Raw genomic sequence first — 22537 nt, 5'->3', positions numbered from 1 at the left:
GACGGGCCGGCCGCCCGACGCGCCCGGCGGGGACGGCCGGCGGCCCCGCCGCCGGAGAGCGACCGGGCCACCGCCGTCACCCGCGGCGGGTCCGTCACGTCCGCGCCGCGCCTCCGGGCCGCCCCGAAGTCCTGCCGCCCCGCGTCCGCTGCGCCGGGATCGCCGGGACCGCGGCCGGGCCGCCCCGGGGCCGGCCGGCGGCCCTCGCCACCAGCACCACCACCGCGACCACCGGCACGACCGGCCCCAGCAGCAGTGCCGGCGGCCCGGCCCCCAGGGCGGCCGCGCCCAGCACCAGCACCACCGCGGCGGCCGGCGCCAGGCCCAGCCAAGCCGCCACCCGGCCGGGCGAACCGGTCCGGCCCCGCCCGTCACCGGGGAGCGGGCCCGGCAGTCGCAGCGCCGCCCAGTCGACCGCCGCCTCCCACTCCTCGCGACGGCGCACCGCCACCGCCCGGAGCCGCAGCACCACGGTGGCCGCCGCGCCCGCCACCGCCGTCCCGAGCGCCGCCCACCCGGGCGCCAGCAGAAGCAGCGGGACCAGCAGCGCGACCGAGGACCAGCCGGTGAGACAGCCGGTGGCGGCGAGCCGGCGCGAGGCGGGCCGGTCGGCGCCCGCCCGCAGATCGGCCAGCGAGGGCACGTACCAGACACACCCCGCCGCCGCCACCGCGGCGAGGCCCAGCGCGGGCACCACCGGGGAGCCGGTCACTCGCCCTGCTCCGTGACGGCACCGGCAGCGGCGGCCACCGGGGCGGACGCACCGGCGGCGAGGGCCGCGATCTCCGGGTGGTGCAGGTCGAAGGCGGGCGACTCCGAGCGAATGCGCGGCAGCACCAGGAAGTTGTGGCGCGGCGGCGGGCAGGAGGTCGCCCACTCCAGCGAACGGCCGTACCCCCAGGGGTCGTCCACCTCGACCTTCGCGCCGTACTTGGCGGTCTTCCAGATGTTGTAGAAGAACGGCAGGAAGGACAGGCCGAGCACGAACGAGCCGATGCTGGACAGGGTGTTGAGCGCGGTGAAGCCGTCGGCGGCCAGATAGTCCGCGTACCGCCGGGGCATGCCCTCCGCGCCCAGCCAGTGCTGCACCAGGAAGGTCAGATGGAAGCCCACGGTGAGCGTCCAGAAGGTGATCTTGCCGAGCCGCTCGTCCAGCATCTTGCCGGTGAACTTGGGCCACCAGAAGTGGAAGCCGGCGAACATCGCGTACACCACGGTGCCGAAGAGCGTGTAGTGGAAGTGGGCGACCACGAAGTACGAGTCGGAGACATGGAAGTCCAGCGGCGGCGAGGCCAGGATGACCCCGGTCAGCCCACCGAAGACGAACGTCACCAGGAAGCCGGTGGTCCAGAGCATCGGCGTCTCGAAGGAGAGCGACCCCTTCCACATGGTGCCGATCCAGTTGAAGAACTTCACACCGGTCGGGACCGCGATCAGGAAGGTCATGAAGGAGAAGAACGGCAGCAGCACACCGCCGGTGACATACATGTGGTGCGCCCACACCGTCACCGACAGGCCCGCGATGGCGATGGTCGCCGCCACCAGACCGATGTAACCGAACATCGGCTTCCGGGAGAAGACCGGGATCACCTCGGAGACGATCCCGAAGAACGGCAGCGCCAGGATGTACACCTCGGGATGGCCGAAGAACCAGAAGAGATGCTGCCAGAGCAACGCGCCGCCGTTGGCCGGGTCATAGATGTGCGAGCCGAACTTGCGGTCCGCCTCCAGAGCGAAGAGCGCCGCCGCCAGCACCGGGAAGACCAGCAGCACCAGCAGCGCGGTGAGCAGCACGTTCCAGGTGAAGATCGGCATCCGGAACATCGTTATGCCGGGCGCGCGCATGCAGATGATGGTGGTGATGAAGTTGACCGCGCCCGCGATGCTGCCGAAGCCGGAGAGCGCCACACCCATGATCCAGAGATCCGCGCCGAGGCCGGGGGAGTGGGTGGCGTCCGAGAGCGGCACATAGAGGAACCAGCCGAAGTCCGGGGCGCCCTGCGGAGTGAGGAAGCTGCCCGCCGCGATCAGCGAGCCGAACAGGAAGAGCCAGAAGGCCAGCATGTTCAGCCGGGGGAAGGCCACATCGGGCGCCCCGATCTGCAACGGCATGATCCAGTTGGCGAAGCCGGTGAACAGCGGCATGGCGAAGAGCAGCAGCATGATCGAGCCGTGCATCGTGAACGCCTGGTTGAACTGCTCGTTCGACAGGATCTGCGTACCCGGGCGGGCCAGTTCGGCGCGCATCGCCAGGGCCATGACCCCGCCGACGATGAAGAAGAAGAAGGCCGAGACCAGGTACATCGTGCCTATCTTCTTGTGGTCGGTGGTCGTCAGCCACTCCACCCACGACGGGCGCTCCGCCCGCGCCGGCGTCTCGCCGGGCGCGGGGGACCGCCCCGTGGTCGCCAACTCGTCACCACTCACCGTGTCCACCGGACAGGGCCTCCCCATCTGCTCCGTTCCGCCCGGGAATCCGTCCCGGGCGACGGCAGGCCGACTGCCGCCGGACCATGATCAAACGGCGGATACGCCACCAACAGAGGCGAACGGTCCCGGCCGGGCCTCGAACGGAGGGCCGAAGGGCCCTCCCGGGTCCCGGCCCCGCCGTACGGACCACGCCTCCGCCGCACGGGCCCTGCCGCACGGGCCCTGCCGCACGGGCCCGCCACGTGGGCCCCGGAGAGGCGCCCGAGGCCCCGGGGCGGCACCCGAGGCCCCGGGAAGGCACGCCAGGAAGCCCCGGGGGAGGCGCCCGGGTCCCGGGAAAGCCCGCCAGGGGCCCGGGGAGGCGCTCATGGCCCCGGGGAGAACGGGGCCGACTCGCGCCGGGCCCGTACCGGAAACGCCCCCGGCGGGCCCGGCGCGAGACACCCGAGGCCATCCGGACGGGGCCGCCCGAGGGCCGGGGGAGCGGCCCGGCGGTACGGCCCGCCGCCCGGTCGGAAGGCCCGAAGGCCCGAAGGCCCGAAGGTGCGAGGAGCCCGGGGACACGGACCGGCGGACCAGCGGATCAGCGGGGCAGTCGCGGCAGCGGCTCCGGGCGGTCGGCGCCCCGCGGCAGGCCGGTGACCGCCGACTCCCCGCCGCCCCACCGTACGGCCGTACCGGCGGGCAGATGATGGCCGATCCGGTCCGCGTCCACACCGAGCGCGGTCAGCAGCCGTACGGTCACGGCCACTTCGTCCGGCGGCCCGTCCACCACCGCCTGCCACCCCGACCAGTCGTCCTGCCGGACCAGTTCCTCCGCCACCGCGCCCGTCACCGCGCGCCCCCTGCCGCCGCCGGACACCGGCCCGGGCCCCGTCACCGGCGTCACCCGCAGCCAGGGGCAGCGGTTCTCCAGCGCGGCCGGCGCCCGGGTGTCGTACAGCTCCCCGGGCGTTCCGGCGGCGAGCAGCAGCCGCACCACCGGGTACCGGGCCGCGTGGCCCGCCAGTTCCCCGAGCAGCGCCTTGGCGGTCGCCCACCCGGTGCCGTACGCCACCAGCAGCAGACCGGGTCCGGCGGCCGGATCGAGCGCCCAGTCACCACCCTGCGGCGGGCCGACCCGCAGGGCGTCACCCACCCCGGTGGAGCCCACCAGCGCCTCGCTCACCCCGCCCCGCCCGGCGCGCCGGACATGGAACTCCAGCTCCGGCCCCGAGCGGGGCGCCGAGGCCAGCGCGTACGGCCGCCAGGCGCCCGGCAGCAGCGGCGACTGGAGGTCGGCGTACTGCCCCGCCCGGTACGGATACGGCTCGGCGGTCCGCATCCGCAGCACCACCAGGTCGTCGCGCGCCCGCCGGACCTCCGTCACCTCCGCGTTCCAGTACGGCGGTTCGCCCATTGCCTCCTCCGCGCCGGCCACCATCGCCTCCGTGGCGAACCGGATCATCCGCAGCCAGGCGTCCGCCAGCTCCGGGCTCCAGTCCGCGCCCGCGCTCCGGCGCAGCGCCTCGGCGAGCGCGTCCTCGAAGATCCGGAAGTGCGCGGCGCGGACGCCGAGTTTGCGGTGGTCACGGCCCAGCCGGGCACAGAACGCGGCGACTTCGGCGGGCCGGTGCAGCCGCTCGATCAGGTACCAGAACGCCTGCTCCAGATGGGCCCGCTGGAAGTCCATCGACTCCGGAAAGAGCTTCCGCAGCCCGGGATGCCGCTCGAACATCGCGTCGTAGAGGTGGGTGATCAGCCTCCCGAAGGGCGTGACCAGCGGCAGCCCGGCCACGATGACCCGCTGGTCGGCGCCGCCGTCGTACGCCTCCGGGGACACTGGCGGCCCGCCTCCCCGGCGGGCCGGCCCCGCGCCGCCGGCGCCCGTGCCGGGTCCGGGTGCGAGTAATTGCCGCCGCAGCCGCATGGCGTCCTGCCGGGCGAGCAGCGCGTGGTAGTCGTCACCGGTACGGCCGGATCCGCTGTCCATGGGGGGTGTCCCTGCCTTCGGGTCTCGGGGGCTTCGGCGTCCCGGGGCGCGCCGGTCCGCCGGCCGGCGGGTGCGCCGGGGGCGTCCGGAGCGCCGGGGCGCTTGACGACCCGTCAGTATGGCACCGGGCCCCGAGGACCTCTCGGCCCTGGTCAGCAGGGACTTTCGGCCCTCACCGGACCGTGCGCCACGTGATCCACTGTTCCCGTACGCGGACCGGGACAGGGCGGTACGGAGGGGCTCCCCCGCCGTCCGGGCCGCCCGGCCCCGGCCGCGTACCCCGCCCGGGGGACCCGTTCCGGACGGCACCCCGGTGCCGGGTCTCCGCTGGGGAGCAGCCGGCCCCGGGGACGACGGGCCGGGCCGGAGGACAGCCCGGCCGGCGCGTCGTCCCCGGGTGCCGGCCGGGCGGGCGCCGGGTCCCACTGCCCGCGCGGCACCTCCTCCGGGACGGCCGGCGGGGGAGGGATCCCTCGGACGGCCCGCACCGCCTGCCGCGTCCCGCGCCCGTATGGTGCGTCCGCCCACCGCGCGCGACAGCCGGTTCCGGCTCCTGATCCCGTCGCCGGTCCGCCCGCTCTCCCGCCGCTTCGCCGTGACGCGGCCCCGTCCGGGCCCGCCGGAGGCTCAGCGCGCGGGCCCGCCCGGTGGAGGCAGCAGCAGGGCGCCGAGGAGGTACCGGACCGAGCGCCGCAGCCGCTCCGGCAGCTCCTCCGCCGGCGCGCGGCCCAATCCGACCCGGACGATGTCCAGGTACATCGTCGAGTAGAGGGCATGGGCCGCCAGGGCGGGATCGGTGTCCGGACGGACCGGGTTCCCGGCGGCGTACAGCCGGATGATCTCCTCGATCGCCTCTTCCAGCCGGGCCACCCGCTCCGCCGCGGCCTGCTGCTCGGGCCCACTGCCGAACAGCGTCTCCCGGTGGTGGACCACGGTGTTCTCGAGATGGCCGAGGCTCGCCCCGGCGAGCGGCGCGGCCAGGGCGAGCACGGACTCCTCGGGAGGCGCGCCCGCCCGGGCGAGCTCCAGTCCCCGCTCGGCTCCCCGCCGGATGCGTTCGTTCATCACGAGCATCAGCAGGCCCGCCTTGGAGCCGGTGTAGCGGAACAGGGTGCCGGTGCCCACGCCCGCCGCGTCCGCGATCTCCTGGGTGGTGACGGCGGAGTACCCCCGCTCGGTGAAGAGGACGGTGGCGGCGTCGAGGATCCGCTTCCACTTGTCCTGTTTGTTTCGCTCCCGACGGCCTGGAGAGCGCGGAGCCGAGGGTGGTGCCGGCTTCCCGCCGGGCTCCCCGGCCTGCGGCGCACCGGCTGCGGACGGCATGGGGAACCTCTCGTACGGCGCGAAGGGGGGACGGGGCCCGGCCGGGACGGTGGTCGCCGCCATGGTGGCCGAAGGTCCCGGGGATGCCCAGATTAACGCGTGATCCGGCCAACCAGGTCTACGCTCAAAACGGAGCGCAGTCCGAAATTGAGGGGTCACCATGAGCCAGAAGCAGCACACCACCGAGCGGGCCCATCTCTGGGTCGTCGGCGGTGGCATCGCCGGAATGGCCGCCGCGGCCTTCGCCATCCGGGACGCCGGTCTGCCCGGGGAGCACATCCACATCCTGGAGGAGCTGGACATCGAGGGCGGCTCTCTCGACGGCGCCGGTTCCCCCGTGCACCGCGCCGGTTACGTCACCCGCGGCGGACGGATGCTGGAGGAGGAGGCGTACCAGTGCGTCTGGGACCTCTTCTCCACCATCCCGTCCCGCGACGACCCCGGGGTCAGCGTCCGGCAGGAGATTCTCGACTTCAACGAGAAGGTGCGCACCCACGCCCGCGCCCGGCTGATCGACGGCCGGCACACCGTGCTGGACGCCTCCGACTACGGCTTCTCGGCACGCGACCGGGCGGACCTGTCCCGGCTGATGGCCACGCCCGAGGCACTGCTCGGCAGCAAGCGGATCGACGAGCTCTTCACCGGGCACTTCTTCACCACCAACTTCTGGCAGATGTGGCGGACCACCTTCGCCTTCCAGAAGTGGCACTCGGCGGCCGAACTGCGGCGCTATTTCCTGCGGTTCATCCAGGAGTTCCCCCGCATCCACACCCTGGCGGGCGTGCGCCGCACCGTCTACAACCAGTACGACTCCATGGTGGTACCGCTCCAGCGGTGGCTGGTCGCCCAGGGCGTCGACGTACGGTTCGGCACCCGGGTCCTGGACGCCGACTTCACCGGCACCCCGGCCACCGGCCGGCGCGCCACCCGCCTGCACGTCGAGGACCGCGAGGGCACCCACCGGATCGACCTCGGCCCGGACGACTACGCCTTCCTGACCCTGGGCTCGATCACCGCCGACTCCACCTACGGCGGCGACGACACGGTGCCCGAGCTCATCCGGGACCGCCGGGACCAGGGCTGGTCGCTGTGGGAGAACATCGCCCGCAAGGCGGACGACTTCGGCCGGCCGATGTCCTTCTACGGGAACGTCGACGAGCACAAGTGGGAGTCGTTCACCCTCACCCTGCACGACGACACCCTGATCCGCCGGATCGCCGCCACGACCGGCAACGAACCCGGCACCGGTGCCCTGATGACCTGGATCGACTCGGGATGGCACCTGTCGATCGTGGTGCCGTACCAGCCGCACTTCCCGGACATGCCCGAGAACACGTTCACCCTCTGGGGGTACGGCTTCGAGATCGACCGCGACGGCGATCACGTCCGCAAGCCCATGACCCGGGCCACCGGCAAGGAGATCCTCACCGAACTCGTCCACCAGCTCGGCTTCGAGGACATCCTCGACCGGGTGCTGGAGACCACCGACGTGACCACGGTCATGATGCCGTACGCCTCCGCCCTCTTCGCCTGCCGGGCGCCGGGGGACCGGCCGCTGGTGGTGCCCGAGGGGTCGCGCAACTTCGCCTTCGCGGGGCAGTTCGTGGAGATCCCCGAGGACGTCGTCTTCACGGTCGAGTACTCGGTGCACGCCGCCATGCTGGGGGTGTACACCCTGTTCGGGGTGGACCGGCCGATCCCGCCGGTCTACCAGGGCATGAAGGACCCCCGGGTCGCCGCCCGCGCCACCCGCACCCTGATCACCGGGGGCGCCCGGGACTGACCGGGCCGCCGCCGGCCGGCCGGCGCCTCGGCCCCGGGTGCCGGCCGCGCGGCAGCCGGGGCTCACTCCCCGCGCAGCACCTCCTCCAGGGTGGCCAGCAGCCGGAGCGCGTCGGCCCGCCGTCCGGAGTCCAGAGCGGAAGCGGCAGCCGCCGGTCCGGCCGCCGGTCCGGCCACCGGGCCCTTCGCCGTGCCGGACAGCGGGCCGGGCACCCCGCCGGTCCCGTCCGGCCCCGGCCATCCCGCCCCGGCGTCCGGCACCGCGACCCGCAGGGCGGCGGCGGCCTGCCGGGCGAACATGGCGAGCAGATCCAGCTCCCGGACGCTCGACCGGGCCTGCGGGGACGGGTCCAGTACCTCCAGTACGCCCAGCACCCGTCCGCCGCTGAGCAGCGGCGCCGCCATCAGCGCGTCGGGGACGTACGCGGTGGACTCGGCCAGCGCCCGGTCGAAGGCGGTACTGGTGGTCAGGTCGTCCACGATCATCGGCTCCCCGGAGACCGCCACCCAGCCCGCGATCCCGCGCCCGGCCGGGAACCGCCGGCCCACCAGGAACTCCTCGCCCTCGCCGGAGACCGCCTGGAACACCAGCTCCCCGGCCTCCTCGTCGAGCAGGAACACCGAACTCGCCGCCGCCCCGAAGATGGCCCGGGCCACGTCCACCACCGCCTGGAGCAGTTCCCGGCAGGCCGCGTCCACCAGGGGCGGCCCGGCGGCGGGTCCGGCGGCCGGGTCAGTTCCCGGTGCCGTCGGCGCCGGCGGCGAGACGGGGCTCAGGCGGCTCAGGGGACTCACGGGACCGGTGGAGCTCGCCGGGCTCGTCGGACTCAGAGGACTCATCGGATGCCTCTCCTGCCGGAAGGGAAGGGAGCGACCGGAACCGCACATTGGCCGCGGAGAGATAGAGCGCGTTCTTGAGCTGAAAGGCCGTCATGCTCGGATGGGCGGAGAGCAGCCGGGCGCAGAGACCGGTGATGTACGGGGTGGCGAAGCTGTTGCCGGTGGTGCGGATGGTGGCGCCGCCCAGCCAGGGCACCGGCACGTTCTGGCCCGGCGCGAAGAACTCCACCGGCGGGCTCGGGTTGTAGAGGTGCAGCCCCGGGTCGTCCTCCTGGTGGCTGCCCACCGAGATCACCGAGGCGAACCGCCACGGGAAGCTCTCGACCGGGGTGTTGTGCGCCGAGGCGACGATCACCGTACGGGCGAAGTACGCCTGGTCCGCCAGCTCGTGGAGCTCCCGGGCGAACCGGTCCCGGGTGGTGGAGAGACTCAGGTTCACCAGGTCGAATCCCTGCTCGACCGCCCAGCGCAGCCCGGCGAGCAGGACGTCCCCGGTCCCGGAGAACCGCTCGCCCAGCACCCGTACGCTGTGCAGCTCGCACTCCGGCGCGGTCCGCCGGACGATTCCGGCGCACGCCGTGCCGTGGCCGCAGCTGTCGCCGGTCTCGGTCGGCCGCACCGAGGTCTCCCCGGTGTCCGGATCCTTGACCACCACCCAGGAACCGTCCACCCGGCCGACCGCCGGATGGTCCCGCTCCACTCCCGAGTCGACCACACACACCCGCACCCCCCGGCCGGTCGCCGCCGGCCCCCCGGAGTCCGGCGGCCAGGGGCCGGGATCGGCCACCACCGGTACGTCCGCCGGCCCCCGGCCCCGCAGGCTCCAGGTCAGGCCCCGGCCCGGCGTACTCATGGCCGCTTCCACGCCGCCGCCTCCCCGCCCCGGCCCACTGCCGCCGGATTCGCCGCGGTGGTACGCGGTGTGCGTACCACCGTGTCCGTCGTGTCCGCCGTGTCCGTCGTGTCCGCCGAGCAGGCGGTGCCTGCCCTGTCCGCCCGCCTCGCCGTTCTTGTCGTCTCCGCCGTCTCCGCCGTCCGCGCCGTCTCCGCCGCTCCCGCCGTCCTCGGCAGCCGCGCCGCCAGCCGGGCGGCCGTACGGGCGCCCGGCAGATGGCCCTTGTCGGCGAACCGCTCCGCCGCCGCCCGCGCCGATCCGGCCGCCTCGGCGCCCCGCCCCAGCAGCGCCAGGGTCCGCGCCCGGTCCAGCAGCGCCGTGGCCCGCAGCAGCGGCGAGTCGGTGAGCGCCGCGGTGGCGACGGCCGTCTCCGCCTCCCGCACCGCCCGGTCCCGGTCGCCCGCCAGCGCGGCCAGCCGGGCCCGCAGCCCGGCCAGGTCCACCGTGTCGGCGCGCGGCAGCTCCGGGCCCGTACCGGCGCCGGCCAGCCAGGCCCCGGCCCGCGCCGGGCGGCCCTCGTCCAGCAGCAGCCGGGCCGCCTCCAGGGCGATGGCCGGCCGCATGGCGTCCGCGCCCACCCGCCGTGCCGCCCGGTCCGCCCGGCCGAGCAGCCCGACCGCCCGCCGGGTCCGGCCGCACAGCGCCTCGACCCCGGCCCGGAAGACCGGCAGGAAGACCCTCGCCTCCGCGTAGTCCAGGGCGGCGGCCAGCCGTTCGGCCTCGGCCATGGCGGCCAGCGCCTCCCGCCCCCGGTCCAGCAGCGCGTACAGCACGGCGAGCGGGCAGTTCAGGGTGACCCGTACGGCCGTCCGGCCCGCCCCGTGCTCGTCCAGCAGGGCCCGGCAGCGCACCACGGCCGACGGCACCGGTTCCGGGCCCCGCCACAGCGAGATCCCGATCGCCCCGAGCGCCGCCGCCCGTTCCGGTTCCGCCCCGGCCTCCACCGCGTGCGCCAGGGCCCGGACCAGATCCCGGTCGGCCTCCTCGTGGCGCCCGGCCCGCTGCCGGTGCTGGGCCAGCCGCAGCCGGGCCCGTGCCTGGCCGACCGGGTCGCCGGCCGCCTCGAAGAGCGGGAGCACCGCGCGCGCCGTGCCGGGCACGCCGCCGGCGGCCGGGTCCAGCACCGCGAGCGCCAGCCGGGCATGGGCGGCCTCCACCGGGTCCGCGCCCGACTCCACGACCCGGCGCAGCAGACCCGTCCCCTCCGCCGGGTGCCCGAGGGCCAGCCGCACCTCGCCCAGCCTGCGCAGCGCGGCCGCCCCGGGCGGGGGCGGCCCGTCCGGCGCGGTGCCCGGCGGCCCCGGTACGGCGGCCTCGGCCAGCCCGACCGACCGGCGCAGCAGATCGTCCGCCCAGTGCAGGTCGGCCCGGGCGAGCGCCTGCGCCCCGGCCCGGCCCAGCGCGCGTGCCGCCCGCTCCCGCAGACCCTCCGTCCGGGCGTCCAGCAGCCCGAGTTCGGCCCGGCAGCGGTAGGCCCGCTCCAGGTGGGTGCCGACCGCGCCGTCGCCGGCCGCCACCACCCGGGGCAGCCCGGCCGCCCACGCGTGGCGGTCCGCCCTGGCCCGCTTGGCGAGGGAGGCGTACGCCACCTCCTGTACGAGCCCGCTGCTGAACCGGTACGCCCCGGCGGGCTCCCCACCGGCGGCTCCGGGCAGCGGTTCGATGAGCCGGCCGCGCACCAGCCCGGCCAGCGCCGTGCCGACATCCATACCGATGCGCGCGCCCGCCTCCGGGCCGCTTCCCGCGCCGGACCGCTCGCCGGGCCGTCCGGCCGGCCCCCCGCCCGGCTCTCCGGCTCCCGGGGCTCCGTCCGTCCGGCCGGCGGTGGCCAGCCGGACCAGCTCCGCCGCCGTGAACTCCCGGCCGATCACCGACGCCAGGTCCAGCACCGCGCGCTCGGCCCGGCCCAGCGCCCCGATCCGCGCCCCGAGCAGGGCCTGCAGGGTCGGCGGCAGCCCGGCCGTCCCCCCGGAGGCCGTCCCGCCGGAATCCGGGCTGTCCGGTGCCGCCCCGTCCGCCCCCGGGCCGTCCGGGGCTCCGGCCACCCACAACTGCTCCAGGTAGAGCGGATTGCCCTCCGCCCGGTCCAGCAGCGCACCGGGCACCGGCGGGGCGGCCGGTCCGGCCAGCGCCCGGGCCAGCCGGACGGACTCGGCGCGGGACAGCCCGGCCAGCCGCAGCACCGGCGTACCGGAGCCGCCGTCCCCGGAGGCGGCCCGCGCCGGGGCGTCGTCCGGGGGGCCGGGGCGGCCGGCGCAGAGGGTCAGCACCGCCGCCCGGCCCAGCAGCCCCCGGACCCGCTCCACCGTCCGCACCAGCAGGGGCGCCGCCCAGTGCCAGTCGTCCAGCACCAGGACCACCGGCCGGTGGCGGGCGACCCGGCCGAGCACGGTGGCCAGGGCCGCGCAGAGCTCCTCGAAGGGCGCGTTGGGCGCCCCGTCCCGCAGCAGACCCCCGGTCAGCAGGGCCAAGGCGTCCGCCACGGCCCGGTCCTGCTCGCCCCCGGCCCCGTCCACCGTCCCGCCCCCGGCCCGGTCCACCCCGTCGAGCGCCGTCCGCACCGCGTCGGCCAGCGGTGCCAGGGTGCCCCGGCTGCCGTAACTGCGGCAGCGCCCCGCCCCGTACACCGGCCGGTCCCGGTCGGCGCGGCCGGCCAGCCACTCCCGTACCAGCCGGGTCTTGCCCACACCCGCCTCGCCCACCAGCCGCAGCACCCCGGCCCGGCCCCCGCTCCCGGCCGTGGCCGCCAGCGCCCGGTCCAGGGCCGCCCGTTCGGCGCCACGGCCCACGAAGGGAACATCGAAGCGGCGCAGCAGCTCGGGATCGTCGGCGCCCAGTGCCAGCAGCCGGTGGGCGCGCACCGGGTCCCGCTTGCCCTTCAGCGCGAGCGGTCCGGCGTCCTCCACCACCACGGTCGGCCCGGCCGCCGCCAGGGTCTCCGGCCCGATGAGGATCTCCCCGGCCCCGGCGTTCTGCTCCAGCCGCGCCGCCACGTTCACGGTCTCGCCCGACACCAGTGCCTGCCGGGCGGTCGCGTCCGAACCGGCCACCACCTGGCCGGTGTTGACCCCGATACGGATGTCCAGCCGGACGCCCGGTCCGGCGCCGAGCTCGGTGGTGAGACCGGCGTTGAGCGCGGCCAGCGCCTCCCGCATGCCGAGCGCGGCCGCCAGCGCCCGGCGGGCGTCGTCCTCCCGTACGACCGGCACGCCGAAGACCGCCATCACCGCGTCCCCGATGAACTTCTCCGGGGTGCCGCCGCACGCCTCGATCCGCTCGCTCATCGCGGCGAAGTACCGCAGGGTGACCGCGCGCAGGGTCTCCGGGTCCAGCCGGCCGGAGAGCGCGGTGGAGCCGACCAGATCGCAGAAGAGCACCGTCACCGGCTTGCGCTGGTCGTCCGGCACCACCGGCTCCGCGGCCGCCGGGCAGGGTGTCCCGCAGTAGGGGCAGAACCGTGCCGCGACGGGTGGATCCTGGCCGCACGAGGGGCAGTTCACCGGATTCCCTCCTCATTCCCGCTCAGTCCGGGCTCGCTGTCGGCGCTCACTGTCCGGGCTCGCTGTCCGGGCTCCCTGTCCGGGGTGGCGCCGCGCCCGGCCCGGCGCCGGTTCATCCGGGTGGCCGGTGCCGGGGGAGCGGGCGGCACGCCGTCAGAACAGCGCACCGCCCGCGATCTCCCCGTGCGCCTGGACCTCGGGGCCCACGGCGTCCAGCCGGTCCTTGATGTCGAGCAGCAGCGCCAGTTCCTCCTCGGTGAGCCCGGTGAGCACCTGGCGCTGCTCCTCGGTGAGCAGATCGACCGCGAAGCCGGCCGCGTACAGGGCGGCCAGCCGGTCGGGGGATCCGGTCATGCGCGACCTCCGGTGGGGACGGGCCGGCCGGCTCCCCGCCCCGGCCCGGGAGCCGGTGCGCCGCGCCCGAGCCGGACGAACAACTGGGTGAGCGCGTCCATGGTGTGCAGGGCGCTGACGGCGACCGCCGCCTCCTGCGCCCGGGTCAGCGGCAGCGCGTCCAGCAGGGCCCGCAGCCCGGCCACATGACCGCCGTCGAGCTGGGCGTGGGCGCGTACGGTACGGAACGCCGCGTCGGGCAGGCCGGTGAGCCGGGCCAGCCGGTCCGCGAGCCCGGCCGCCGGGGCGTGCCCCTCCAGCACGGTCACATAGCCGAGCAGGGCCACCGGATGGTGGTGCTCGATCCAGTAGTACTGAGCCCCCGTCAGCGCGGCGACGTCCGGCGGCGGTACGGCGCCGAGCGCGGCGTCCGGGCCCGAGCCCGCGGCCACCAGGTCGTCCAGCAGCCAGGCGTCGTGGTCCCGCTCCTCCTCGATGTGCGCGGCGAGATGCGCGGCGAGCGGCCGGCCCAGCGGATCGCCCGACCGCTCCAGCCGCCGGGCCCGTACGGCCGCCCGCTCCATCAGCGGCACCGAGGCCCGGATCACCATGTGCATGGCCGCCAGATAGGCGCGGTAGCGCCCGGTCAGCCCGTCGGGGTGCCAGAGCCGGGCCGTCGCGGCGCGCAACGCGGGCTCCACCAGCGCGAGCGTGGCGTCCAGCCGGACGGACGCGGCCGGCCGGCCGCCCCGGGCGGGCGTCATCCCGACACCTCCGGGCCGGTGCGGGCCCTGCTGTCCGCGCGGGCCCCGGCGCCGGAGCCGGAGCGCTCGTCCGCGCCCCCGACCGCCGGTGCCGCCGGTGCCGCCGGTCCGCGCGCCACCACCAGGGGGGCGTACGCGGCGCAGCCGTACCGCCGTACCAGGGCCACCGGGCCCGCCGCCCCCGCCCGCCGGGCGGCCGTCGCGTCGAGCAGCGCCCCGGCCGCGCCGCCCGCCACGGCCACCACCTCCGGCGCGGGTCCTGCCCCGGAGCCCAGGGCCCGGCAGTCGCCGCAGGAGGACCCGGTCCGGGGGGCCACAGCAGCGCCGGGGGCCCCGGGCGCGTACCGCGACCGCAGCGCCACCGGGCCCACCGTACGGATCATGCGCAGCACCGGGGACTCCAGCGCCCGCCGCCGTACGGTCGCCCAGTCGTCCCCGGCGACATGACCCAGCCGGAGATGGGCCGGGGCGGGGCGGCGGTCCACCACGTCCTGGTTGCAGCAGGCGAGCACGGTGCCGTCGAAGGCCACCACCGGCCAGGCGGCCATCGCGCAGGGCCCCGGGTCCCCGCCCGGTCCGGCGGCGGGGCCGGTGGTACGGGCCGGGCCGGCCCAGGCGGCGGCGCGGCCGACCGCCCGTACCTCGTTGACCAGCGCGGGCACCGTCCCGCCGAACTCCCGGTCGACGGCCCGGGTGACATCGGCCAGATAGGGGTCGTCCGGACCGGTACCGGTGAGATGGAAGCTGACAGCGACTCCGGTCTCCCGGACCGCCCGCAGCGCCCGGAAGACGGCGGCGCGCTCCACCTCCCGCTCGTGGTGGGCGTCCAGGCTGGCGGAGAAGTGGTCCAGCTCCGCGACGGCGTTCAGCAACCGGTCCGGGACCTTCCGGGAGCGGGCGAAGAACATGCCGCTCAGCAGGGCCGTACGGGTGCCCGCCGCCCGGGCGGAGCGGGCCAGCCTGGCGGCCGTCTCCGGCAGCAGCAGCGGTTCGCCGCCGGTCAGCAGCAGCACCTCGGGCCGGTCGGCGGGGGTGAACGAATCGGTGAACGCGAGCAGTTGGACGGGGTCCGGCTCCTCGCGGGTCTCCATCGTGGAGGCGGTGGAGCAGTGCGCACAGCTCATCGGGCAGCGCCGGGTCAGGGTGACCAGCACCCCGCCGGCCGGCCGGGGCCGCAGGGCGATCAGTTCGGCCAGCTCCACGGGGCCGCCTCCTCGCGGTTCCTCGGTTCCTCCGGATCCGTTTCCCGGTTCATCCGGCTCCGCCGTGCCCCACCCCCGTGCGGGGCGGGGTCGTACGGGGCCCGCGACGGGCCCGGCGGACGCGCGCCGCGCCCGGACAGACCAGGGGGGCCGAGGCAGCGGCGCGCGTCCTGGGCCAGTCTCCGGGGGAGTGGTTCGGCGCCGGTCGGGGGACGGTTCGACGGCGGTATGCCCGCAGGCCGGGCCCGGTGCGGAGGACTTCCGGCGGTCCGTGCGCCCGGTGGCCCGCCGCCCCGGGCCTGCGCCGATACCGGGGCCATACCGGCGCCGGGGCGTTTTCCGGGTCGGGGCTCCTAGCTTTCTCGGCAACGGCGGGCAACGGCTCGCCGCCGGCGGACCGGGCCTCCGGGGCCCGGCCGTGCGCGGAACGTTCGCGACCCCCGGCGTACGACGCCGTCCGACGATGTCCGGCAGCGATCGACGGATTTTCAGAGCATTCGACCGTGTTCGGCGGCGTTCGATTGCTTTCGGCCGCGTCTGACAAGGGCCGACAGCGTTTGACGGCGTGCGACGTCACCCCATGGCGTTCGACGAGTGGATGGAGACCATCATGACCGAGAACACCAAGCCGGTTGCCGACGACAACAACGACGAGACCCCCGAGGTCGAGGCGCACGGCGAGTCCGTCCTGGACCTCCAGGGCACCACGTCCGTGGACTCCGACCGGAGCGTCGAGGGCAGCTGTGTCAGCGTGCTGAGCGTGGTGATGGACCAGAACTGACCCCGGCACCGTGCGCCCCGGGGCACCACGGGGCGCACGGCCGGCGGTCCGGACCGGGGCGGCTCCGTCATGGCGGAGTCCGCCCCGCCGCCCGTCCGGGGTCTGCTCGCGTGGCCCCGCCGGCCTCCGGGGTCTGCTCGCGTGGCCTCCGCCGCCCGTCCGGGACCTCTTCGCGTGGCCTCCGCCGCCTGTCCGGTCCGCTGCCCCGCTGTCCCGCCGCCCGGCGGGCCCAGCCGACCTCACCGACCGTCCGTCCCCTCAGCCCGCGGGAGCCGGCGATGGCCTCAGCACTCCGCACCAATCGTGACTTCCGGCTGCTCTGGATGAGCGGCCTGTTCGCCGTGCTCGGCACCCAGATGACCGCGCTCGCCCTGCCGCTGCTCGTGCTGCGGGAGACCGGGTCGCCCGTCCGGGCCGGCGCCGTGGGCACCGTGACCGTGGCCTCGCTGCTGCTCACGATGCTGCCCGGCGGGGTACTGGCCGACCGGACCGAACGCCGCCGGCTGATGCGCCGCTGCGACCTGGGCAGCCTCGCCGTGGTCACCGCCCTGGTCGTCGCGGTGCTCGCCGGCCGGGTGCCGCTCCCGCTGGTGCTGCTGGTGGCCGGCGCGGGCGCGGTGATCGGCGGGGTGTACGGCCCCGCCGCCTCGGCCCTGGTGCGCTCGGTCGTGCCTCCGGCCGACATGGGTACCGCCACCGCCCGGCTCCAGGCCCGCTCCTCCACCGCCCGGCTGATCGGCCCGCTGGTGGGCGGCGCGCTCTTCGGGCTCCACCCGGTGCTGCCGTTCGTGGCCGAGGCCGCCGGGCTGCTGGCCTCGGCGGTCTGTGTCTCCCTGGTCCGTACCCGGTCGGAGCCGGCGGTGCGGTCCGGCCCGGTGTTCAGCCGCCGCGAACTCACCGCCGGGCTGGTGTTCCTGTGGCGGCTGCCGTATCTCCGTACCGTGCTGCTGGTCTTCGGGCTCGGCATGAACTTCGCCTTCGGCGCCCTCACCTTCACCGCGCTGACCGTCTTCTCGGACGGCGGGCGCTCCGGACTGGGCAGCGGGCTCGTGGTGGCCTGCACCTCGGCCGGCACCCTGGCCGGCGCGCTGCTGGCGCCCCGGCTCCACCCGGAGCTGCACGGCCGGCCGCTCATCACCGCCACCTGCTGGACCTGCGCGGCCACCGCCGGGGTGCTGGCCGTGGTCCGGCTGCCGCTGGTGGCGGGGGCGCTGTGCGCGCTCTGCATGTGCCTGGCGACGGTGGCCAGCATCGGCTTCCTCACCACTCTGCTGGTGGTCACCCCCGGCGACCGGGTCGGCCGGGTGCAGAGCGCGGCCGGGTTCCTCTCCTCACTGGTCCAGCCGCTCGGCCCACTGGCCGGCGGCGCCCTGCTCACCGCCCTCGGGCCCGGTGGGGCCTTCACCGCCCTGGGCGCGGTGCTGGCGCTCTCGGCCGCCGTGGTCACCCTCGCCCCCTCCGCGCGCGGCCCGGTGTCCCCGCCGGACGTCCAGGCGCCGGCAGCGGACGTCCCCGCCTCCGGCCCGTCCGGCGGGGCGGAGGCGGTGGACGTCCCCGCGCCGGCGGCGGACCCCACGGGAGCGGGAGCCTCCGCGACCGGCGCGACGGCCCCGCTGGACGGCTCCCGCCCCTCCGGCGGCGATCCCGTCCGCCCCGCCCCCGGACCCCGTCCCTGACCGGACCCCGGCCCGGTCGACCGGCTCCCGGCCCGTCGACCGGGCCCCGGCCCGTCCCGTACACCCCCACCCGGGGCCGTCCCGCGCCCGTACCCCCGAACGCGCACGGCCCCGGGCGAGCAGATGAGGAGAGACCGTGCCCCGCCTCCAGGAGACCCAGCTCCACTGTCTGGCCGACCGCAGGTACTACGAGGCCCCGGCCCGGCTCCGGGACGAGGCCACCCGGTACCCCCTGGACCGCGCCGAGCCGCCGGACGGCTGGGTCCGGGCGGGCGCCGGGCTCTGGACCTCGCTGATCCCCGCCGGTGTCGTCCCGCCCGAACAGGGCTGGAAGATCCATGTCTCCACCGTGCCCGCCGGGGCCGGCCGCACCCTGGAGATCACCGCCCGGCTCTGCCGCGAGCACCGGGTGCCGTTCAAGTTCCTCCGCAGCGAGCAGGCCCTGCGCCTCATGTCGGACAAACATATGAAGCGGAGCGGCAGCGGCAAGTTCCTCACCCTCTACCCGCCGGACGAGCCCTCCTTCCTGCGGCTCGCCGAGGCACTGGCCGTCGCGCTGAAGGGCCGCCCCGGCCCGTACATCCTCAGCGACCTGCGCATCGGGAGCGCCCCGGTCTTCGTCCGGTACGGGGCCTTCCGGGCGCTGTGGTGCCGGGACGAGCACGGCGCCACCGTGCCCGCCCTGCGCCACCCGGACGGCCGGCTGGTCCCCGACACCCGGGACGTGGTGTTCCGGTTGCCCGCGTGGGTGAAGGTCCCGGCGGAGCTGCGGCCGCACCTCGCGGCCCGGGCCGCCGCCCGCGACGACGGCTTCCCGTACACCGTGGAGCGGGCGCTCCAGTTCTCCAACGCCGGCGGCATCTACCTCGCCCGCCACCGGGAGACCGGGCGGCGGGTGGTGCTGCGCGAGGCCCGGCCGCACAGCGGGCTGGACCGGGCCGGCGACGACGCCGTCACCCGGCTGCACCGGGAGCACCGCGCGCTGACCCGGCTCGCCGGGCTCGACTGCGTACCCGCCGTCCACGGGGTGCGCCGGGTGTGGGAACACCACTTCCTGGTCGAGGAGTACATCGAGGGCACCACCCTCCTGGAAGAGCTCGTCACCCGGTACGCCATGGTGCACGGCGATCGGTCCCCGGCCGAACTCGCCGCCTATGGCGCCTGGGTGGCCGGGGTGACCGAGCGGCTGCGGCGGGCGCTGGACGCGATCCACGCCCGGGGGCTGCGCTTCGGCGACCTCCATCCGTCCAATGTCATGGTGCGGCCGGACGGCTCCCTCGTCCTGGTCGACTTCGAGTACGCCACCGACCTGGACGACCCCGCCACCCCGCTGGCGGGCGCCCCCGGGATGCAGGCCCCGGCCGGCACCCCGGGCGCCGCGGCCGACCGGTACGCGCTCCGGGCGCTCTGGCTGCATCTGCTGATACCGCTGACCGAGATGGCCCACCACGACCGGGACAAGGCCCGCACCCTGGAGCGCTGGGCCCGCGCCCGCTTCGGCCTCGGCCCCGACGCCGGCCCGCCCCGGCCTGCCCTCCCCGGTCCCGGTTCGACGGACGAGGGCGGTACGGGCGAGGCCACCGTGGCCCGGTTGTTCGGCGGGCCGGTCCCGGACTGGGCCGGCCTCCGGCGGGGACTGCTCGCCGGAATACGGGCCGGGGCGACGCCGGAGCGGACCGACCGGCTCTTCCCCGGGGACCCGGCCGGCTTCGGCAGCGGGGGAGTCTGCGCGGCGCACGGCGCGGCCGGGGTGCTGCACGCGCTGCGCCGTACCGGCGCCGAGGTGGCCCCCGAGTGGGTGGAGTGGCTCTCCGGCGCGGCCCTGCGGCGCGACCCCGCCCGGCCCGGCGGACTGTACGACGGGCTGCCCGGCGCCGCGCTGGTGCTGGACGCCCTCGGCCGCCGGGCCACCGCACGGGAGCTGCTGGACCGCGCCCTGGCCGCGCCCCCGGCCCCCTCCGCCGATCTGCTCACCGGCCGGGCCGGTACGGCGCTGGCCGCCCTGCGCCTCGCCACCTCCGCCTCCTCTGCCTCCACCACCTCCCCCTCCGTCTCCGCCACCGCCGCTGCCGGTGGGGCGGCCGCCCGGCCCGGCGCCACCCGGCCCGATCCCGCCCTGCTGGAGTACGCCCTGCGCACCGCCCGGGAGCTCGACGCCCTGGTCCGGGGCGACCGGCCGGCCGGGCTCACCGCACCCGCCTCGGCCGGGCTGCTGCGCGGGCTGAGCGGTGTCGCCCTGCTCCACCTCGAACTCCTCGCCCACACCGGTGAGTCCTGGCTGCTGGACGCCGCCGGCGCCGCCCTGCGCCGGGACGCGGCACACTGCGCCCCGGGCCCCGGCGGCACCGTCCAGGTCCGGGACGGCAGGCGGCATCTGCTCTATCTCGACCAGGGCAGCGGCGGCTTCGCCCTGGTGGCACGGGAGTATCTGGCCCACCGCCCGGACGCCGAGCTGGCCGGGCTGCTGCCGGGTGTCCGCCGGGGCTGCGGGCTGGAGTTCGTCCGGGAGCCGGGCCTGGTCACCGGCCGCGCCGGGCTGCTCGCCGCCGCCCACGCGCTGGACGCGCCGGACGCCGGTGCTCCGCAGGCCGGTGCTCCGCGCCCCGACGTGCTGGCCTCCGCGCGGAACCTGGCCTGGCACCTGGTGGCCGACGGGGACCGGCTGCTGGTGCCCGGCGCCGGGCTGCTGCGCTTCTCCGCCGACCTGGCCACCGGTGCCGCCGGGGTGCTGCTGTCCCTGCACACCCTGGCCGCCGCCCCGGGCGCGTACGGCCCGGGCGAACTGCTGCGGCTGCTGACCCTCGGCTGACGCCCGGGGCGGCGGCCACCCGGCCGCCGCCCCACGGCCGCTCACCGGCCGGCCGGGGCCCGGCCCCCACCGGCCCGTACGGTGTCCCCTCAGCGGCTCGCCCCGGCAACCACCGAGCCGGCCCCGGCTACCACCGGTCCGGCCCCGGCCCCCACCGGCCCGGCCCCCTCCGCCACGGCTCCGGCGGCGGCCCGCTCCAGAGCGAACAGCCTCACCATCCGGGGCAGTTCATAGAGCGCGGCATGCGCCGTCACCTCACCGCCCGGCGAGGTCACCGCCCCGGCGTCGATCAGCGCTTCCACCGCGCGCACCGCCTCCCGCTCCCCGCACCCCAGCGCCAGCGCCGCGTCCGGCAGGGCGAACGGACCCTCCGGCACCCGCCCGGCCAGCCGCTCCAGGTCCCGGCCGCGCGCGGGCGGCAGATCGCGCCAGCCGTGCGCCAGCCGCTCCCGTACCGACACGTCCCCGGCCACCAGTTCGTCCAGCGCCCCGGCCGGATCGGCCAGCCGCTCCGCGAACTCGGCCAGCGGCAGATGGCGCAGCACCGCCAGCCGCATCCCGCTCACCCGGACCGCCAGCGGCAGCAGCCCGCACGCCTCCGCCACCCGCAGCGCCGCCGCCCGGTCGGCGCGCACCCGGCCGGGCCCGAGCAGCCGCTCCAGCAGCGCCAGCGCCTCCGCCGGGGCCAGCGGAGGCACCGCCATCCGCTCCACCGGCGCCAGCCCCGGCAACTGGCCGCGCGCGGTCAGCACCGTACGGCCCAGGCCACTGCCCGGCAGCAGCGCCCGGACCGCGCGCTCGTCCGGTACGTCGTCCAGCACCACCAGCGCCCGGTGCCCGGCGAGCCAGTGGCGCCAGCCCTCGGCTCCCTCCGACGCCCGGCCGCCGGACTCCGCCCCGGCCAGCCGGCCCAGCTCCGCCAGCACCTCCGCCCGGGGCCGGGGCTCCCCGGCCGCGTCCCGCATCCGGACGACGCACCGCCCGTCCGGGAACCGGTCGCCCAGCCGCCGGGCCGCCCGCACCGCCAGCGCCGTCTTGCCCGACCCGGCCGGCCCCGACACCGCCACCGTCCCACCGCCGTCGGCCTCCAGCGCCGCCAGCAGCTCCCGCAGCGGTTCGCCGTGCCCGGTGAAGTCGGCCAGATCCGGCGGGAGTTCCGGCCGGCGCCCGGCCGCCGGAGCCGCCTCCGGGCGGAGCGCCTGCCGGTGCCCGCCGTCGCCCGCCAGCAGCGCCCGGTACCGCCCGGCCATCGCCCCGCCCGGCTCCAGACCCAACTCCCGTGCCAGCAGCCGCCGGTAGTCGTCGTACACGGCCAGCGCCTCCGCCTGCCGGCCGGACTGGTGCAGCGCCGACATCAGCGCGGTCTGCAGTCGTTCCCGCAGCGGGTGCCGCTCCGCCAGCTCCCGCAGCCCCTCCACCACGACCGCCGCGCGGCCCACCGCCGTCTCGGCCTCCGCCCAGTCCTCGTGGACGGTCAGACACCGGTTCTCCAGCCGCTCCGCCTCCGCCCCCAGCGACGGCGACTGCCGCAGCCCGTGCAGCGGCGGCCCCTGCCACAGGTCCAGGGCCTCGCGCAACAGCGGGGCGGCCGCCCGGGGTTCGAGCCCGTCGGCCGCCCGGGCCAGTCTTCGGAAGCGCAGCACGTCGAGCTCCTCCTCGGCCACCCGCAGCAGATAGCCGCCACAGTCGTGGACCAGCCGTTCCCGGCCCGGCACCCGGCCGGCCGGCGGGCCGAGCAGGGTGCGCAGCGCGCTCATGTACACCTGGAGGTTCTTGCGCGCCGTACGAGGCGGTTCGTCCGGCCAGACCGCGTCGGTGAGCGTCTCCACCGGCACCGGGGCGTTCGGCCGGGTGAGCAGCGTCGCCAGCACCACCCGCTGTTTGTACGGGCCCGGACAGAGCGGGGTGCCGCCCCGGTGGGCCGAGAGCGGCCCGAGGACCGAGAGCCGGAGCGGACCGGACGCCGGCACGGGCGGGAGCGAACGGGACATGGGCGGCCTCCGGGGGAGAGGAGCGGCGAACAGCCGTACGCGGGAGCGGAGATACCAGCGCCGGTACGAGAACCGGTGCTGCTGCTCCGATGGTTCGGCCGCGCGGGCCGCCGCGCATCGGTGCCGGACCCGTATGTTCGGCCGCGCGCCCCCATTCCGCGCCGCCGGGCCCGTACATTTCCTGCCGCCGCCCGCGCCCCCGGCCGCCGCGCCCCCATGTTGCCGCCCCCGCGCCCGCC

At 76.7% G+C, this 22537-nt stretch carries 15 protein-coding genes; 4 read left to right on the top strand and 11 right to left on the bottom strand.

Annotation, left to right across the window (positions count from 1 at the left end; genetic code table 11):
* Nucleotides 1–94 precede the first annotated feature (94 nt).
* The 4 genes from NX801_RS13835 to NX801_RS13820 form a co-directional block, all read right to left on the bottom strand.
* Entirely contained in the window at nucleotides 95–712 is a 618-nt protein-coding gene (locus NX801_RS13835; RefSeq protein ID WP_258787982.1) for a hypothetical protein, read from the bottom strand.
* Nucleotides 709–2454, bottom strand: a complete 1746-nt coding sequence (ctaD, locus tag NX801_RS13830) for an aa3-type cytochrome oxidase subunit I (protein WP_428986140.1) — start codon at nucleotides 2452–2454, stop codon at nucleotides 709–711. The genes NX801_RS13835 and ctaD overlap by 4 nt, the downstream gene beginning before the upstream one ends.
* 559 nt (nucleotides 2455–3013) lie before the next feature.
* Entirely contained in the window at nucleotides 3014–4402 is a 1389-nt protein-coding gene (locus NX801_RS13825) for a globin domain-containing protein (RefSeq protein WP_258787981.1), read from the bottom strand.
* 627 nt (nucleotides 4403–5029) lie between these two features.
* Nucleotides 5030–5725, bottom strand: coding sequence for a TetR/AcrR family transcriptional regulator (locus tag NX801_RS13820; RefSeq protein WP_258787980.1), 696 nt, complete (start codon nucleotides 5723–5725; stop codon nucleotides 5030–5032).
* A 160-nt stretch (nucleotides 5726–5885) separates the two neighbouring features.
* Here NX801_RS13820 and NX801_RS13815 point away from each other — a divergent pair, with 160 nt between their 5' ends.
* Nucleotides 5886–7508 (top strand): oleate hydratase, encoded by a 1623-nt coding sequence (locus tag NX801_RS13815; protein ID WP_258787979.1) that lies wholly within the window; start codon nucleotides 5886–5888, stop codon nucleotides 7506–7508.
* 62 nt (nucleotides 7509–7570) lie between these two features.
* On the opposite strand, the gene NX801_RS13810 is transcribed toward NX801_RS13815, so the two are convergent.
* The 6 genes from NX801_RS13810 to NX801_RS13785 form a co-directional block, all read right to left on the bottom strand.
* Nucleotides 7571–8206 (bottom strand): GAF domain-containing protein, encoded by a 636-nt coding sequence (locus tag NX801_RS13810; protein WP_258787978.1) that lies wholly within the window; start codon nucleotides 8204–8206, stop codon nucleotides 7571–7573.
* Between the two features lie 34 nt (nucleotides 8207–8240).
* On the bottom strand, nucleotides 8241–9200 hold the full coding sequence (locus tag NX801_RS13805) for a S8 family peptidase (protein WP_258787977.1): 960 nt from the start codon (nucleotides 9198–9200) through the stop codon (nucleotides 8241–8243).
* Nucleotides 9197–12742, bottom strand: a complete 3546-nt coding sequence (locus tag NX801_RS13800; protein WP_258787976.1) for an adenylate/guanylate cyclase domain-containing protein — start codon at nucleotides 12740–12742, stop codon at nucleotides 9197–9199. The genes NX801_RS13805 and NX801_RS13800 overlap by 4 nt, the downstream gene beginning before the upstream one ends.
* A gap of 153 nt (nucleotides 12743–12895) precedes the next feature.
* Entirely contained in the window at nucleotides 12896–13096 is a 201-nt protein-coding gene (locus NX801_RS13795) for an aroma-sacti cluster domain-containing protein (protein WP_258787975.1), read from the bottom strand.
* A complete protein-coding gene (locus NX801_RS13790; RefSeq protein ID WP_258787974.1) occupies nucleotides 13093–13839 on the bottom strand; it encodes an iron-containing redox enzyme family protein in 747 nt (248 codons plus the stop codon). Before NX801_RS13790 ends, NX801_RS13795 begins: the two co-directional genes overlap by 4 nt.
* A complete protein-coding gene (locus NX801_RS13785; RefSeq protein ID WP_258787973.1) occupies nucleotides 13836–15041 on the bottom strand; it encodes a radical SAM protein in 1206 nt (401 codons plus the stop codon). Before NX801_RS13785 ends, NX801_RS13790 begins: the two co-directional genes overlap by 4 nt.
* Nucleotides 15042–15606: 565 nt before the next feature.
* Between NX801_RS13785 and NX801_RS13780 the strand changes: the two genes are divergently transcribed.
* From NX801_RS13780 to lanKC, 3 genes are all read left to right on the top strand, one after another.
* Entirely contained in the window at nucleotides 15607–15822 is a 216-nt protein-coding gene (locus tag NX801_RS13780) for a hypothetical protein (protein ID WP_258788112.1), read from the top strand.
* 278 nt (nucleotides 15823–16100) lie between these two features.
* Nucleotides 16101–17498 (top strand): MFS transporter, encoded by a 1398-nt coding sequence (locus NX801_RS13775; protein ID WP_258787972.1) that lies wholly within the window; start codon nucleotides 16101–16103, stop codon nucleotides 17496–17498.
* Nucleotides 17499–17634: 136 nt separating this feature from the next.
* Nucleotides 17635–20307: a class III lanthionine synthetase LanKC gene (gene lanKC, locus NX801_RS13770; RefSeq protein WP_258787971.1), complete on the top strand. Its 2673-nt coding sequence runs from the start codon at nucleotides 17635–17637 to the stop codon at nucleotides 20305–20307.
* Between the two features lie 89 nt (nucleotides 20308–20396).
* Here the strand turns inward: lanKC and NX801_RS13765 are convergent, their stop codons facing one another.
* Entirely contained in the window at nucleotides 20397–22298 is a 1902-nt protein-coding gene (locus tag NX801_RS13765) for an AfsR/SARP family transcriptional regulator (protein WP_258787970.1), read from the bottom strand.
* Nucleotides 22299–22537 lie beyond the last annotated feature (239 nt).

The organism is Streptomyces pyxinae (genome assembly GCF_024756275.1).
GTDB lineage: Bacteria > Actinomycetota > Actinomycetes > Streptomycetales > Streptomycetaceae > Streptomyces > Streptomyces pyxinae.
Note: the sequence above shows the minus strand (reverse complement) of the source record. Positions and strands in the feature narration are given on the sequence as shown.

Coding starts and splice junctions, on each gene's coding strand:
- ctaD (WP_428986140.1), bottom strand. CDS start 2,454: ATGGGGAGGCCCTGTCCGGTGGACACGGTGAGTGGTGACGAGTTGGCG.
- NX801_RS13765 (WP_258787970.1), bottom strand. CDS start 22,298: ATGTCCCGTTCGCTCCCGCCCGTGCCGGCGTCCGGTCCGCTCCGGCTC.
- NX801_RS13815 (WP_258787979.1), top strand. CDS start 5,886: ATGAGCCAGAAGCAGCACACCACCGAGCGGGCCCATCTCTGGGTCGTC.
- NX801_RS13825 (WP_258787981.1), bottom strand. CDS start 4,402: ATGGACAGCGGATCCGGCCGTACCGGTGACGACTACCACGCGCTGCTC.
- NX801_RS13805 (WP_258787977.1), bottom strand. CDS start 9,200: ATGAGTACGCCGGGCCGGGGCCTGACCTGGAGCCTGCGGGGCCGGGGG.
- NX801_RS13820 (WP_258787980.1), bottom strand. CDS start 5,725: ATGCCGTCCGCAGCCGGTGCGCCGCAGGCCGGGGAGCCCGGCGGGAAG.
- NX801_RS13790 (WP_258787974.1), bottom strand. CDS start 13,839: ATGACGCCCGCCCGGGGCGGCCGGCCGGCCGCGTCCGTCCGGCTGGAC.
- NX801_RS13775 (WP_258787972.1), top strand. CDS start 16,101: ATGGCCTCAGCACTCCGCACCAATCGTGACTTCCGGCTGCTCTGGATG.
- NX801_RS13795 (WP_258787975.1), bottom strand. CDS start 13,096: ATGACCGGATCCCCCGACCGGCTGGCCGCCCTGTACGCGGCCGGCTTC.